Source organism: Micromonospora sp. NPDC048835 (assembly GCF_040649995.1).
Lineage (GTDB): Bacteria > Actinomycetota > Actinomycetes > Mycobacteriales > Micromonosporaceae > Micromonospora.
The window spans coordinates 241,037-255,760 of sequence record NZ_JBEZGM010000001.1; the positions used below are offsets into that span (position 1 = coordinate 241,037).

Consider the following 14,724-nt stretch of genomic DNA (forward strand, 5'->3'; position numbering starts at 1 on the left):
AAGCTGGCCTGCGCATTCGTGCGATGTGAGCCACGGGTTCTCGCGCGGCCGCGCAGAGGCGGTGGCACAGCGACCGTCAGGACGTGTGATGTCGCGACCCCGCGCCGCTGGTCAGGATTGGCACTGCCGGCGAACCCAACGGCGTGGCACTTGATGACATGAGATGCGAGCCACCAGCATGTACCCGACGACGCGACAGCCTTCGTCCGACACGGTCGACCCCGGTCAGCCGAGCGCCCCCGCGATCCACCTCGACCATGCTCGGCGCAGCGCGCGTTCGGTGATCGGCTCCGGAGGTGTCGGTCGGTGACGCCGCGACTGCGTCTGCAGGTCATGGGTCCCCTGCGGGTGTGGCGGGACGACGTCGAGCTGGATTCGGGTCCTCGGCAGCAGCAGTGCCTCCTCGCGCTACTGCTGGTCCGCAGCGGCCGGCCGGTCAGCATGAGCGATCTGATCAACCTGATCTGGGGGTCCGATCCGCCAGCCTGCGCGGCCAACATCATCCAGAAGTACGTAGGGGCGCTGCGCCGCTTGCTCGAGCCGGACCTGCCGCCACGATCCTCCGGAAGCTATCTCACACGTCACAGCACCGGATACCGCTTCACCGCCGGTCCCGAGACGCTTGATCTGGTGGCGTTCCGCCAACGTGTCTCCGCGGCGAAGATGAGCACCGCCGGTGGGCGCCCGGACGAGGCGCTCGACCACTACGTCAACGCGCTGCGGCTCTGCCAGGGACCGGCGGGCGACGCGTTGGCGGAATCCACGGTAGCCACCTCCACCTTCGCGGGCGTGGACGGTGAGTTCGTCGCCGCGGCCGTCAACGCCGCGGCTGTCGCCGTCCAGGTCGATCGTCCCGCGGAGGTTCTTGCCGCGCTACGCCTGGCTACGGAGATCGACCGGCTCAACGAACCGGTGCACGCCAGCCTCGTCACGACACTTGCCGCTGCCGGTTACCAGGACAAGGCCCTCGTCGCGCACCGGACCATCCGGGACCGGCTCGCCGAGGAGCTGGGCATCGACCCGGGGCGCGAACTGCGGGAAGCCCAGCGACGAGTGCTGACCCAGAGTGCCGTGCCGCCCACGGACGAGCGCGACCAGACGGAAGCGCCTCTGCTGGCGGGCCGGTCGCGACCTGTCCCGATGGTGCATCCGGCGCAGCTCCCGCCGGACCAGCCGCTCTTCGTCGGACGGAGGGCCGAGCTGGACACCCTCGACGACCTCGTCGGGGAGATGCGTGCCGGAGGGTGTACCAGTCCGATGGTGGTCGCGGTGGACGGCATGGGTGGCGTCGGTAAGTCGACGCTTGTCGTGCGCTTCGCGCACACGGTTGCCGACGAGTTCACCGACGGCCAGCTCTACCTGGATCTTCAGGGACACCGGGGCGAGGAGGGAAGCGTCCTCGCCGGCGATGCTCTGCGATCGCTGCTGTATGCGCTGGGCGTCCACGGAACGGATATCCCGGACACGTTCGACGCGCTTGTCGGCATGTATCGCAGCCTCACCGCCGGCATGCGAATTCTCGTCGTCCTGGACAACGTGCGGGACTCGGCGCAGGTGCGGCCCCTGCTGCCGAACTCGGCTGCCAGCCTCGTGCTGATCACCAGTCGACAGCCGCTGGTCGGCTTGGCCGCGTCCGACAGCGCGCGCCTGCTCGGTGCGTACCCTCCGGATCTGCCGGACGCCCGGGAGTTGCTGGGCGCTCGCCTTGCCGCAATGCGCAGTCGAACCCTCGCGGTGGGCGACGACGCGGGGACCATCGACGAGATCATCGAACTCTGCGGCCGCTTACCGCTGGCACTTGCGATCCTGGCGGCCCGACTCAGCGCGCGTCCACACCTGTCGTTGGGCGCCGTAGCTGCCGAGCTGCGGGACGGCGCCCGGCTTCTGGCAGCGTTCGAGGGACGTGGTGAGGTGAGCGATCCGCGGACCGCGTTCTCCTGGTCCTACCGGCAGCTCACGCCGTCGGCCGCCCGGCTGTTCCGGTTGCTGTCGGTTGCGTTCACCGCGGGCATCACGGTCGAGGCGTGCCTCAGCCTCGCCGGTCTGCGGCTCTCGCAGGCCCGGGCGCTGCTCGAGGAACTGACCGAGGCGGCGCTCGTGACCGAGGACGACCGCGGTCACTTCACGTCGCACGTACTGGTCAAGGCGTACGCGCAGGAGCTGTTCCTGACTCTCGAGTCGCCCGACGAGCAGTGCGCCGCAAGCAGCCGCCTGTTGCAGCATTACCTGCACAGCAGCTCCAACGCCGAGCTGATGCTCGAACCGCACCGAACTCCGATCGTGCCGCCGCCGCCCCTGCCCGGCGTCGTCCCGGAGCGGCAGGCCTCACACGCGGAGGCACTGAGCTGGTTCGCCCTGCACCGGGAAACGCTCAAGGACGCCGTGAAGGTCGCGGCCGAGGTCGACTACGGCATCGTCCCGTGGCACCTCGCCGTCACGACGCAGCAGTACCTGGAGGAATTCGGGTTCTTCCGGGACTGGGAGGACGTCATGCGACACGCCCTTCGGGCGACCCGCGAGCGAAGTGACGTGATCGGCGAGGCGCAGGTGTTGCGCTCGCTGGCCCGAGCGCGGCTGTTCTCCGGCGCCAACGAGGAGGCGCTCGGCCTCCTCCGAGCCGCCCTCGACATCTTCGCCGAGCAGGGCATGCTGCCCGAGCAGGCGATGGCGTACGTCGATCTGCACCGGGTGCACAGCGCGCTCGGGCGGCATGACCTGGCCCTCGCGGACAGCGAGAAGGCGGTGGCATTGAACCGTGCTGCGGGCGACACGTACGCGAGGGTCCGCAGCCTCGACTGCAACGGTCAGTCCCTCACGTGGCTCGGTCAGCACGAGCAGGCGGCCCGGGTGCTGCAACGGGCTCTCGATCTCAACGCGCAGATCGAGTACCGGCACGAGGACGCTTGCATTCGGGTCGCCATGGCCCGGAACCTCACGAACATGGGCCGAGCACCGGACGCCGTCCAGCAGCTCAAGTTGGCGGCCAGGACGGCGGGCGAGATGGGCCACGGCCCGAACCGCTTCGAGGTGTTCCGCGGCCTGTCCGAACTGCTGCTCACCGTCGGTGACGCGCGCGGCGCACAGGATGCCTACGGACAAGCCCATGAGGTGCTCAGGTCCTTCCAGGACGGAGGGCCCGACCACATGCGGGCCGACCTGCGACGTCTGGCCCAGCGGCTGGCGCGGTCCGCCCCGCGTCCCTCGTCGGCTGACGTCACGTGAGAGCGGTACGGACCGGACCGGAGATTCGTCGGGTGAACTCCAGGAGCAGGTAGGCGAAGCGTTCCGGTTCCGCCAGGTGAGCGTGACGGCCGCTCTCGCGCAGGGTCACGAGGCGGGCGTCGGGAATGCTGTGGCGCAGGACGTCGACCGGCTCCGTGGCGCAGTCGATGTCGGGCCGGTCCGTCACGACGAGCGTCGGCACGGTGAGCGGGGGCGGGTCGTCGCGCACGTCGGCGATTGGCCCCGCCGCGTAGAGGATCAGGCCGGCCACCCGGTCCGGGTGACACCGCGCGTACGCCTTGCTGAGGGCCGCCGCGCGCCCGTGACCGAGAACGAACACGGGCTCGACGCCGAAGCTCCTGACCACCTCGTGCAGATGGCCCACCTCAAGACGGAGACCATCGTTCGGGTCCGCGCCCGACGCGGCCGGGCCGGCGGGCCCGACGTACGCCATGGTCAGCTCACGTTCGACGAGCGGGATACGCAGGTGGTGCCCGCGCGCCCCCGGGAGAACCACACACACAGGACCGCGTCCACGAACGTGGCAGGCCAGAGACAGCTCGCCCACGCGTACCTCGTGAGCCACACTCGGACGCACCACGAACCTCCCAGGACCCCGCACCGACGGCATCATCGATATCGATAGTGCCCATCGGCAATATATTTCTACTTACCCGAGGATCGCGTCCGCGCACTACTTGAAAGCCGCTCCGGAGAATCGGTAAGAAGTTCTTCAGGGAGCGGCGTTAGCGTGCTTGCCATGCATCCTTGTGGCCCCGCTGAACGGGCCGTCGAACGCGACGGCGAGGCACGGCTGGCCGATCGACCACATTTTGTGACGGCGGTCGACTGGTTGTGCGGAGGTCTTCGGATGCTCGCTACGCGGATGCTCAATCTGCGACGGCGTGTCGAGGGAGAGGCGTCCTTTGGGCGGGCCGACGTCGGCCGATTTCGCCGGGTTCCCGACGCCGGTGGGCAGGGCCGAAGATTGTGCCTCGTGCACGTCCGTCGATTCCCGGCCCGAAGATCGCGACCCGACACGCGATTGTCCGTCCGCCGGCCCCGATCCCGATGAATCCGCGTTTCACAGGTTCAGTCCCTGTCCAGCCCCGGACCGTAGTTTCGGATTCGTCATAACGAAGACCGAGAAAGGAATCCCACGGTGCCGCCGGCAGCGACCAGGTACGGGCGCTCATCTACCTGGCGGCGTTCATCCCGGACGCCGGCGAGGCGGTCGGACAGTTGGTCACCAGATTCCCCGGTAGCACCGTCAACGAGTCCCTGAAGGCGGTTCCGCTTACGGGCGGGCAGGTCGACCTGTACATCGACCCGGCGGTATACCACACCCGGTTCGCGGCCGACGTGCCGGTCGAGGACGCGACGGTGTACGCGATCATGCAGCGCCCGGCCGCTGCGGCGGCGTTCGGTGAGCCGGTAGCCGGGCCGCAGGCCTGGACAACCATCCCGTCCTTCACCCTCATCAGCGGCGCAGACATGATCATTCCGCGACAGGCGCAGGAGTTCATGGCGAAGCGCGCCGGACCGACGGTGCGGATCGTCGACGACGCCTCGCACCTGGTCTTCGTCTCGCACCCGGAGACCACGGTCGCCCTCATCGAGCAGGCGGCCCACGAAACCGCACGCTGACCGACCCCCGTGAGCTGGCCAGGGATGGACGTTCGACAACCTGCTCAGGCCGGCCACCGGGCAGTCTTTCGCCGCGAGCCCGTACTCGCCACACACCACGGGCACGGTCCAGACACGTCGAGGCCCGGCCCCGCGGGGCCGGGCCTTCGGGCGTCACGCCGAACGCGATCCGATCGTCTGTCGAGGCTGCCGACGAACGGTCTCGCTCGCCAGGGCCGGTGGGACCCCTGCCGGCCTGTGCCGGGCGACGGTCCAGACGTACAGGAGCAGACCCGCGGCCGTGAGGACGAAGCCGGCCCACACGGTGGACAGGGTCCCCCACCCGGCGTTCAGGGTGACCGCGCCGCCGATCGCGCCGAGAGAGTTGGCCATGTTGAGGGCGGCGAGGTTGAGGGCACCCATCAGTGTCGGGGCGTCTGGCGCGAAACCGTTCAGCCGCACCTGGATGGTGGGGATCGCGTACATCATGGTCGCGCCGACGCCGAACAGGCACGGCAGCAGGACCGACAGCTTGCCACCGGCCGTACCGATCAGCACGAGAAGCACCAGGACTCCGCCGTAACCCCAGGTCAAACCGCGGTTCTCGGAGCGGTCGGCGGTGCGGCCGCCGAGGTGGTTGCCGACCGCCATGCCGAGGCCGAAGACTGCCAGCGCGAGCGGGATGACCGAGGCGTCCCGCCGCGCCGCGTCGGTGACGAACGGGCCGATGAACGTGTAGACGGCGAAGATGCTGGAGATCCCGAGCGCCGCGACGGCGACCATCAGCCAGACGCTTCCCCGACCCAGCGCTCTCAACTCGTTCGTGACCGAGCTGCCTCGCAGGTCGTCGGTGCGCGGCAGCCAGGCGACCAGAGCGAGGCCGGCGAGCAGACCGACGGCGACGACCGTCCAGTACATGGCGCGCCAGCTCGCGCTCTGACCGATGAAAGTGCCCAGCGGGGACCCGGCGATGGTGGCGATGGTGAGACCGCCCATGACGGTGGCGAACGCCTTGCCCCCCTTGCCCGGTCCGTAGACGTAGGCGGCGACGACGGCTCCGGCACCGAAGAACGCGCCCTGCACGCTGCCAGCGATGAATCGGAAGACGACGAGCATCTCGATGTTCGGCGCCAGCGCGGAGAGGCTGTTGCCGACCAGGAAGAGCGCGATCAGGCCGATCAGCAGGGTGCGGCGGTTCGCTCGGGCGGCGAGCAGAATGATCGCCGGTGAGCCGATCACCACCCCGAATGCGTACGCGGTGATCGCATACGTAGCGACCGGGACCGACACGTCCAGGTCGGATGCGAAGAGCTGGATGATGCCGTTGCTGCCGAACTCGCCGGTGCCGATCGCGAAGGTGCCCAGGGCCAGGGCCAGCAACGTCAGTCTCGGGTATCTGATGGTTGGCTTCGTCGAGGCGCGCCGGGTCTCCTCGACGGCGCACTGGCCTTCGTAGGCGTGCTGGTGCAACGTTTCGTCCTTCGTGGAAGTTCAGCCGTGCGATGCCCGGGCTGATGTGGGTTCAGATCCGGTCAGCGCGCGGCGCGCATGATGAGGTCGGCCGTGGCGGCCGGCTGCGAGATCATCGCGACGTGCGACGCGGCGACCTCCCGCACCTGCGCGCCGGCGCGGTGGGCCATGAACCGCTGTGCCGCGGCGGGCAGCACCTGATCGTTGCGGGCAACGAGATACCAGGATGGAATGGTCTTCCAGGCCGGGGCGCCGGAGGGCTCTCCGAGGGTCCGGGCGTCAGCGGGTCGCTGGCCGGCCCACATCAGATCCGTCGTCGCTCTTGGTACGTCGCCGGCGAACACCTCTCGGAAGAACTGCCGCTTGATGTAGCCGTCGACGAGGCCCTCCTCGTACGGGCGGAAGTCCAACACCGCCTCGTTGAGCTTGCTGCCCGGGTACGTCGTCTGGAGGCCGAGCAGTGTCTCGCCCTGGTCCGGCGCGAACGCGGCCACATAGACCAATGCCTTCACGTTCGGATTGCCGGTCGCGGCGTTCGTGGCGACGATTCCGCCGTAGGAGTGCGCCGCGAGAACGACCGGGCCGTCGAGGGTGGCGAGAATGCTGGCCAGGTAGGCCGAGTCGGACGCCACGCTTCGCAGCGGGTTCGCCGGAGCGATGACCGGGTGCCCGTCGCGGATGAGCCGGGTCGCCACGTCGTTCCAGCCGGAGGCGTCGGCGAAGGCTCCGTGTACGAGCACCACCGTGGGTTTGGGCTGGTTGTCGGGTCGCGGGTGCGCCTGCGCGGCGGGTGCTCCGAGGGCGGTGCCGGCAGCGGCGGCAACGGAACCGGCCAACAACTTTCGACGTGTTGTCGTCATTGGGGAAGCCTCTCCAGATTGTGCTCGGTCGTCATTGTTGGTCAGCCTAGATTCGGCTACTTGACGGGCGCGGAACGAAGCCGGAGGTTCGGTGGTCATTCAATTCCGTCCCTGTCAAGTCCGTCAACCTAATCTGCTGGCATGACGTCATTGAAGAGCGCGACGGCGATGCGGTGGGGACTGCGCCTCCACCTTCTCTACTACGTAATCGCCAATGCGGCCCAGGTCGTGGTGTGGTGGCTCGTCACACCGGATCACTTCTTCTGGCCGGTTTGGTCGATTGTCGCCTGGGCTGTGGGGTTGGCATTCCACTACTGGGCGGCGAAGAGGTTCCTGGCGGCACCGAACCAATCGGGGCAACCCCGTCAGTGGCGTTGAGCCGTGTCCTTTCTCCTGGAGTTCGTTCGCGACCCCTTCACGGTTGGCGCGATCGCGCCGAGCAGCCCGGGGCTCGCCCGGATGGTCACGCTGGCGGTGCCCCGGACCGGGTCTCCGGTCGTCGTGGAGCTCGGACCCGGTACTGGCGCTTTCACGGCGGCCATCCAGCAGCGCCTGGATGGCCGCGGCCGGCACATCGCTGTGGAGATCAATCCGCGGTTCGCGCGGACACTGGCCGCGCGGCACCCGGCGGTCGACGTGGTGAACGCGGACGCCGGGGACCTTCCGGCGGTGCTGGCGCGGCGTGGGCTCAGGCAGGCCGACGTGGTGGTCAGCGGCCTTCCCTGGGCGGCGTTCGGCGAGGATCTTCAACGCGACGTGCTGTCCTCGGTGGTCGCCACGCTGCCGCCGCACGGCGTGTTCACCACATTCGCCTACGTGCACGCGCGGTGGGTCGCATCCGCGCGGAGCCTGCTGCGATCCGTACGGTCACTGTTCGACGAGGTCGTCCTGAGCCGGACGAAGTGGGCAAACCTCCCGCCCGCGATAGTCTACTACTGCCGTCGGCCCCAGCCGGAGTCGTCGTCCGACAGTCAGCGGACGGCCCAGTGGCCGTCCTCGGTGCCCCACCTGGGCGGCGCTGCCTGACGTACGTCGCCTCGGCTGACGAACGGCGACATCAGGATGGAACGGTGCACGCCGCTGTACGAGCTGGCGCTCTCGCCAACGCCGTCGCGCGTCCGTGTTCGCGATGGAGGGCATTCTTCAGCAGGCCAGGCGCGCAGGACGCGCGCCGCCCGGGGCGGGACCCGAGTGACGCGCGTCCGGCATCCTAGGTGCGCGTGCTCCACTGCTGGTTGGGTTACTGAAGAATGTGTCATGCCCGGTTCGTTGCCGGTCGATGACGTGCTCCACCGGCTGGCTGAGCCGCCACGTCGACAGACAAGGTCGGGCCCCCACGGCGAGCTGCCGTTTGGGCCTGATACTGCGGCTGTCTATCTCGGAGGCGCGGGTCCTCCTGCACCTAAAGGGCGTTGAGGATCGGATCGCCCTCGCCCTTCTCCCGCGTGAACTGGATCGTCAGATCGCCACCGGTGTGCTCGGCTGTGACCGTGTTGGCGTCGAGGGTCAGCGCGCCCACTTTCGCCTGCACGTCGTGGTCGTACAGCACGCCCTTATCCAGTGGGAGTCCATGACGCGGCCGCACACGCCGCAGCAGATCACTCCGGCTAACACGTAGCGGCGGGGGATGCCGTCGGTAGGGGTCGGTGCGCTGTGGATTGCCTGAATGGCGACGAAGTGTTCTTCGCTGACCAGCGGAGGGTGCGCGATCTCGCGGGAGATGACCCAGTCGGTGGAGGCGGTCCACCGTTGGATCTCGTGGGGCCGCTCAGCCCGGGCGACACTGAACGCCCTGCCCGGCCGGCGAAACGTGCAACCACCGGAGCCCCGTGCCGACCGTGCGGGGCATTGAAACATCATGATGAATCATATATAGTAACCCGATAGGAAAGCGCTTTCCTAGCCGACTTTGGGAATGTTTCCGAAGCGGTAGCAACCTGCTCCGTTGAGAAGACGACGCGGCGGCGCGCGTCCTACCTGCGTCAGGCAACTACCTGATCCCACCCCTGTCATCCGGGCCGGCGTGTGCGCTGCTGCGCGGATGCGAGCGCGAGAAGGATTGTCATGAGCATTCAAACCGTCCCAGAGGTCGCCCGCCGGCGGCGCCGGGCGCCAGTCCTCGTTCTGGGGCTGAGTGTATTGCTGCCATTTCTGTTGGTGCCTGGTCAGGCACACGCCGCGATCCCACCGCAGGATCCCGGGGTCACGTTGCGCACCTACAACCTCGGAATCGATCGGTCCGGACTCTGCACGCTCAAGCCCGGACAGACTCCCAACGTCGACAAGCTGATGCCGGTGATCGACTGGTCGACCCAGGCCGACTTCGGCGTCGCCGACAGGTTCCACACCCAGGTCATCGCGAACATCAACATCACCACGGCCGGCTCGTACGTGTTCCGGCTCACCAGCGACGATGGCTCCCGCTTGCGCATCGACAGAAGCACCGTCGTCGACAATGACGACGCGGACAGCACGTTCACGACGGTCATCGACCACGACGGTCTTCATGGCGCGTTGCCGAAAGACGGCACCATCGACCTGTCCGCCGGCTATCACAAGCTGCGCATCGAACATTTCGATAACACCAGTGGGCAGGCGCTCAGACTCGAGTGGCGGCCACCGGGATCCACACAGTTCTCGCTCGTGCCGACCACGGCGCTGAGCACCGAATCCGGAGTGACCCGGGTGACCGCACCTGGCACCAAGGAATGCGTCGAGGGGGTGGACAGCCCAGGGGACGGGCTGCCACTGGACGCGGTGCATCCCAATTACACGCTGACCAATCTGCGTCCCAGCGGGTTCGAGCCAAAAGTCACCGGGATGGACTGGCTGCCCGACAACAGGCTGGCCATCACCACGTGGGGCGGCGACTACGGCACCACTACGCCGCTTGGCGAGGTCTATGTGCTGGGCAACGTCACCGGCACCACCTCTGCCGCGCAGGTGACGGTGAAGAGGATCGCCACAGGGTTGCAGGACCCCATGGGAATCAAGTATGTGGACGGCAAACTGTACGTCGCGGAGCGGTACGGGCTGATCGAGCTGACCGATGCCAACGGCGATGACATCATCGACAGCAGGCGAACGGTGGCGACCTGGCCGTTCGGCGGGACGTACCACGAGTTCGCGATCGGCCTCCTGTACAAGGACGGCTACTTCTACCTCAACCTGTCGGTCCAGATCACTCCTGGCGGACGCTCCACCAAACCGCAGCTCGCCAACAATCGCGGCACCGCGATCAAAGTCAACAGGGCGACCGGGCAGGTCGAGTACACGGCAAGCGGATTGCGTACCCCGAATGGCATAGGCTGGGGCCCCGAAGGCGGCATCTTCGTCACCGACAACCAGGGCGACTGGCTACCGGCCAACAAGCTGGTGCATCTCAAGCCGGGCCGGTTCTTCAACCACTACAACGATCCGGCCGGTCCGTTCGACTCGAACGCGGTCACACAGCCGGTCCTGTGGCTGCCGCACAACGAGATCGCGAACTCGCCGAGCACACCGCTCATGCTCACCCAAGGCCTGTTCGCCGGCCAGATGCTGTTCGGTGATGTCACCTATGGCGGGATCCAACGCGGGTATCTGGAGAAGGTCAACGGCGAGTATCAGGGCGCGGTCTTCCGCTTCACCCAGGGACTCGAGGCCGGCATCAGCCGGATCACCCTCGGCCCCGACGGTGCGATCTACGCGGGCGGCATCGGCGGTGGACAGGCCAGCAGCAACTGGCGTCAGCAGGGCAAGCTCACCTTCGGTCTGCAAAAACTCACCCCCAGCAGTAGCAACGCCTTCGACATCCTGGCGATGCGGGCGGTCGCCGGTGGCTTCGAACTCGAATACACCCAGCCGTTGTCGGCCGCAACGCTGAGCTCGCTGGCGTCGCGGTACGCCGTCCGGCAATGGCGTTACACCCCGACCTCCAGTTATGGCGGCCCCAAGGTCGACTTGGAAACGCTGAGCGTCACTTCGGCCATCCCTTCGGCCGACGGCAAGAAAGTCACGTTGCGGATCAACGGCTTGAAGTCCGGGCGGGTGGTGTACGTGCACTCGCCACGGCCGTTCAGCTCGGCTTCGGGGCAGTCCCTGTGGAGCACGGAGGCCTGGTACACGCTCAACTCTCTGCCCGGTGGCCCCTACGAAGCCGAGTATGCGGCGCTCAGCGGCGCAACCGCAGGGTCCGAACATTCCGGTTACAGCGGAACCGGTTACGCCGACTTCGCGGCGACCGCCAACACCGGCGCACACACCGAATGGACAGTCGACGCGCCGAGCGCGGGAACCTATTCGCTGGAATTCCGTTACGCCAACGGCGGATCCGTCGACCGGCCTCTGGCCATCGCGGCCAACGGCACGACTGTCAGCCCAGCGCTTTCGTTCCCGCCGACGGGTGCGTGGAACACCTGGCGAACCGTATCGCTGAGCACAACGCTACCGGCCGGGCAGAGCAAGATCCGTGCGACCACGACGGGCGCCAACGGCGCCAACCTCGACCACGTCGTCGTCGCTCCGGTATCTCGCATCCCCCTGTTCGACGGTACCGGCCTGGCGGCATGGGAGAACACAAACGGCGGCCCTGCGACCTGGCCGGTGGCCGGCGGATCTATGGAATCGCTTGGCGGAAACATCCGTACCAAAGTGAAATTCGGCGACTTCAAGCTGCACGGCGAGTGGCTGCAACCCGACTACCCGCCCGAGGTCACCGGACAGGCCCGCGGCAACAGCGGGTTCTACCTCCAGGAACGCTACGAGATTCAGGTGCTGGACTCCTACGGTGACACGACACTGGCCAACAACGAGGCCGGAGCCATCTACCTCAGGCGTGCTCCCGACCGGAACATGGCCACCGCGCCCAACACATGGCAGACGTTCGACATCACGTTCCGCGCGGCGCGGTTCAGCGCGACAGGCGCGAAACTCGAAGACGCCAGGGTCACGGTGGTGTGGAACGGCGTTGTTGTCCACAACAACGTCGCCATCAGCGGACCCACCGGAAACGGCCAGCCCGAAGGGCCGTCGCCTGGCTCCATAGCCTTGCAAGACCATGGCGACCCCGGCGCGAATCCCCGCTTCCGCAACATCTGGATCGAACCGCTGAGTTGACGCACACTCTGGTGTCGCCGCCGGTTCCGTGCGGCGGCACCAGAGTCCTGCGTGTCCGCCGGACCGGGCCACGTTGTCGGAGTACGGGTCGGCGGCGGTGATGAGGTGGGAAGAAACGCTCGCACAAACGCGTCGCGGTGGCGATCGTCGCAGCAGCTCACCAGCAGGACCTGCGAACCATTGCGGGACGAGGGCAGTTGATGTTGTATTGCCTACGGCAGCGGCTAGGTCGGCTGCGGCCCGAGGAGGCTGCGGTGCTTGCACTGCTCGGCCGGTGGACCGCCAAACACCGAATGTGGGTGCTCGCTGGCTGGAGCGTGATCACGCTGGCCGGTGCGATGCTCGGAGGTGCGGTTTACGACCGGACCCAGTCGGTGGACAGTCTGCGACCCGACGCGGAGTCCATGGTCGCGCAGTCGCGCATCGACCGGCTCGACCCGCAGGGGGAGCGGATCGTGGCGGTCATCGCGGGCCGCGACTTCAACGCCATGGCACTGGTGGACAGCGCCACGCGGGTGATGTTCGACATCCGCGCGATCCCGGGAGTTGCGTCCGTCACCGATGCCTACACCGCAGGGTCGTCGCAGGTGGCCGCCGATGATCAAAGCTCGCTCGTCGTCGTCGAGCTGCGCCCGCAACTCAGCGACGACGAGGCGCTCGCGGTGGCTGACCAGGTGGCCGCCGCACTGCGCCGCATCGACGCCCCCAGGGTGCTGGTCGGCGGGGAGCTGCTTGCCGAGCGGACCTTCGGCGAGCAGGCCGTCAAGGACGCCGCCATCGGCGAGTCGATCGCGCTGGTGGTGCTCTGCGGCGTTCTCACCGTCGTGCTCGGCGGGCTGATCGTAGGCAGTCTGCCGCTGGCGGCCGCCCTCGCCGCGGTTGCCGCAACGCTGCTGGCGCTGAGCGGGCTCGCCGAGGCGATGCCGGTCAGCGAGTACGCGGTCAACGTCGTCACCCTGCTCGGTCTCGGCCTCGCCGTCGACTACAGCCTGCTGATCCTTGCCCGGTTCCGGGAGGAACGCGAGGCGGCCCCTAAGGCATCGGTGGCGGAGCTGCTCGCCGCGACCACCGCGACGGCCGGACGTGCCGTTCTCGTGTCCGGTCTCACCGTCGGTGCGGCACTGGCTGGTCTTTTCGTCTTCGCCGAGCCGCTGCTGGCGGCGATGGCGCTGGGTGGAGCGCTGGTCGTCGGCATGGCCACGGTGATCGGGCTGACCCTGGTCCCCGCGCTGATCGCCCTGGCACACCGGCGTATCCCGCCGCCGCGAGGCGCCCGGACACGGTCCTCGGCGGGCAGCTCCCGTCGCCCGGCGCCGGGTCGGCCGGGCCTGCTGGCGCGGCTGGCGGCGTTCTCGCAGCGCCGTCCCGCCGCGGTGGCGTTGACCGTGACCGCCGGCCTGCTTCTGCTGGCGTCTCCGTTGCTCCAGATCACGCTCGCCAACTCCGACGCACGGTCGCTGCCGGCCGCCAGCGAGGAGCGGTTGGCGTACGAGGCCGTCGAACGGGACTTCGCCACCTGGGCCGCGCAGCCGGTCACCGTGCTCATCGAGGCCGGTGCCACCGAGCCGCCGGTGCCGGCGTTGCTGCAACAGTTGCGCGACCTCACCGGCGAGAAGGAGCTCGACCTGCGCTCGGACCTGCCGGCCGACGTCACCGTGGTGGACTTGCGCCCGGCCGGCCCGGCGAGCGGCGAACCGGCCCAACGCCTGGTCCGTGACCTGCGGGCCCTCGACATGCCGGTGCCGCTCCTCGTTGGGGGGCCCGCTGCCGAGCTCATCGACGCGCGGGAGTCGACGGCCGCGCGGCTGCCGATCGCGGTGGCCGTCATCGTCGTCGCGACCGGGCTGCTGCTGGTCGCCTTGACCGGCTCGGTCGTCGTACCGGTCAAGGCCATCTGCATGAACATCCTGACGCTGCTGGCGACCCTCGGCGTCCTGGTCGCCGTGTTTCAGTGGGGATGGGGTTCGGCCCTGCTCGGGTTCGAACCCTGGGGGGCTCTGGACATCACCACACCGCTGCTGCTCTTCGTGTTCATCTTCGGGCTGTCGATGGACTACGAGGTGTTCCTGCTCGCCCGGATCAAGGAGGAGTGGGACCGCCGTACCGCCAACGGCCGGATCGACAACGACCGGGCAGTACTCGCCGGCATCACCGCGACCGGTCCGGTCGTCACCACCGCGGCCGTGGCGCTGGGTATCGTCTTCCTCGGCTTCGCCCTCGGCGAGCTGATAGCGGTCAAGGAGATCGGTGTCGGCATGACTGTGGCCGTGCTGCTGGACGTCACCGTGGTCCGTGGACTGCTGCTGCCCTCTGTCATGTCCCTCCTCGGCGCGGCGAACTGGTGGCGTCCCGGCCGCCGTGCGACGCCCGCTTTGTAAGACGTCAGTTCAGCGAGTGAGTAGCTGGCGTAGGCAGATCAACGAGCAGGCGACGCTGACCACGCCTTCGC

At 68.1% G+C, this 14,724-nt stretch carries 10 protein-coding genes; 6 read left to right on the forward strand and 4 right to left on the reverse strand.

Annotated elements, in window-relative coordinates; genetic code table 11:
- Positions 1-306 precede the first annotated feature (306 nt).
- A complete protein-coding gene (locus AB0C15_RS00965) occupies positions 307-3,222 on the forward strand; it encodes a BTAD domain-containing putative transcriptional regulator (protein WP_357347311.1) in 2,916 nt (971 codons plus the stop codon).
- Here AB0C15_RS00965 and AB0C15_RS00970 read toward each other — a convergent pair.
- The gene (locus AB0C15_RS00970) at positions 3,215-3,745 is read right to left on the reverse strand and encodes an alpha/beta hydrolase (RefSeq protein ID WP_357347313.1); all 531 of its coding nucleotides are present in this window, start codon (positions 3,743-3,745) and stop codon (positions 3,215-3,217) included. The genes AB0C15_RS00965 and AB0C15_RS00970 overlap by 8 nt on opposite strands.
- 671 nt (positions 3,746-4,416) lie before the next feature.
- On the opposite strand from AB0C15_RS00970, the gene AB0C15_RS00975 reads away from it, so the two are divergent.
- Positions 4,417-4,869 carry an alpha/beta fold hydrolase gene (locus tag AB0C15_RS00975; RefSeq protein ID WP_357347886.1) on the forward strand — a complete coding sequence of 151 codons (453 nt, stop codon included), beginning with the start codon at positions 4,417-4,419 and terminating at the stop codon, positions 4,867-4,869.
- 153 nt (positions 4,870-5,022) lie between these two features.
- Here the strand turns inward: AB0C15_RS00975 and AB0C15_RS00980 are convergent, their stop codons facing one another.
- Both AB0C15_RS00980 and AB0C15_RS00985 read right to left on the reverse strand, forming a co-directional pair.
- Positions 5,023-6,318: an MFS transporter gene (locus AB0C15_RS00980; protein ID WP_357347316.1), complete on the reverse strand. Its 1,296-nt coding sequence runs from the start codon at positions 6,316-6,318 to the stop codon at positions 5,023-5,025.
- A 62-nt stretch (positions 6,319-6,380) separates the two neighbouring features.
- Positions 6,381-7,178, reverse strand: coding sequence for an alpha/beta hydrolase (locus AB0C15_RS00985; RefSeq protein WP_357347318.1), 798 nt, complete (start codon positions 7,176-7,178; stop codon positions 6,381-6,383).
- A 141-nt stretch (positions 7,179-7,319) separates the two neighbouring features.
- On the opposite strand from AB0C15_RS00985, the gene AB0C15_RS00990 reads away from it, so the two are divergent.
- Both AB0C15_RS00990 and AB0C15_RS00995 read left to right on the forward strand, forming a co-directional pair.
- Positions 7,320-7,556 carry a 2TM domain-containing protein gene (locus AB0C15_RS00990; protein WP_357347319.1) on the forward strand — a complete coding sequence of 79 codons (237 nt, stop codon included), beginning with the start codon at positions 7,320-7,322 and terminating at the stop codon, positions 7,554-7,556.
- Between the two features lie 3 nt (positions 7,557-7,559).
- A complete protein-coding gene (locus AB0C15_RS00995) occupies positions 7,560-8,204 on the forward strand; it encodes a methyltransferase domain-containing protein (protein WP_357347321.1) in 645 nt (214 codons plus the stop codon).
- A 376-nt stretch (positions 8,205-8,580) separates the two neighbouring features.
- Here AB0C15_RS00995 and AB0C15_RS01000 read toward each other — a convergent pair whose 3' ends face one another.
- On the reverse strand, positions 8,581-8,727 hold the full coding sequence (locus AB0C15_RS01000; RefSeq protein WP_357347322.1) for a hypothetical protein: 147 nt from the start codon (positions 8,725-8,727) through the stop codon (positions 8,581-8,583).
- Between the two features lie 515 nt (positions 8,728-9,242).
- Here AB0C15_RS01000 and AB0C15_RS01005 point away from each other — a divergent pair.
- Together AB0C15_RS01005 and AB0C15_RS01010 are read left to right on the forward strand one after the other, a co-directional pair.
- Positions 9,243-12,275, forward strand: coding sequence for a family 16 glycoside hydrolase (locus AB0C15_RS01005; protein ID WP_357347324.1), 3,033 nt, complete (start codon positions 9,243-9,245; stop codon positions 12,273-12,275).
- Positions 12,276-12,529: 254 nt separating this feature from the next.
- Positions 12,530-14,653, forward strand: a complete 2,124-nt coding sequence (locus AB0C15_RS01010) for an MMPL family transporter (RefSeq protein ID WP_357347326.1) — start codon at positions 12,530-12,532, stop codon at positions 14,651-14,653.
- The last annotated feature ends 71 nt before the right edge of the window (positions 14,654-14,724 follow it).

What these genes read in the sequence shown, in the direction of transcription:
- AB0C15_RS01005 (WP_357347324.1), top strand. Translation starts at nt 9,243, where the DNA reads ATGAGCATTCAAACCGTCCCAGAGGTCGCCCGCCGGCGGCGCCGGGCG.
- AB0C15_RS00990 (WP_357347319.1), top strand. Translation starts at nt 7,320, where the DNA reads ATGACGTCATTGAAGAGCGCGACGGCGATGCGGTGGGGACTGCGCCTC.
- AB0C15_RS00985 (WP_357347318.1), bottom strand. Translation starts at nt 7,178, where the DNA reads ATGACGACAACACGTCGAAAGTTGTTGGCCGGTTCCGTTGCCGCCGCT.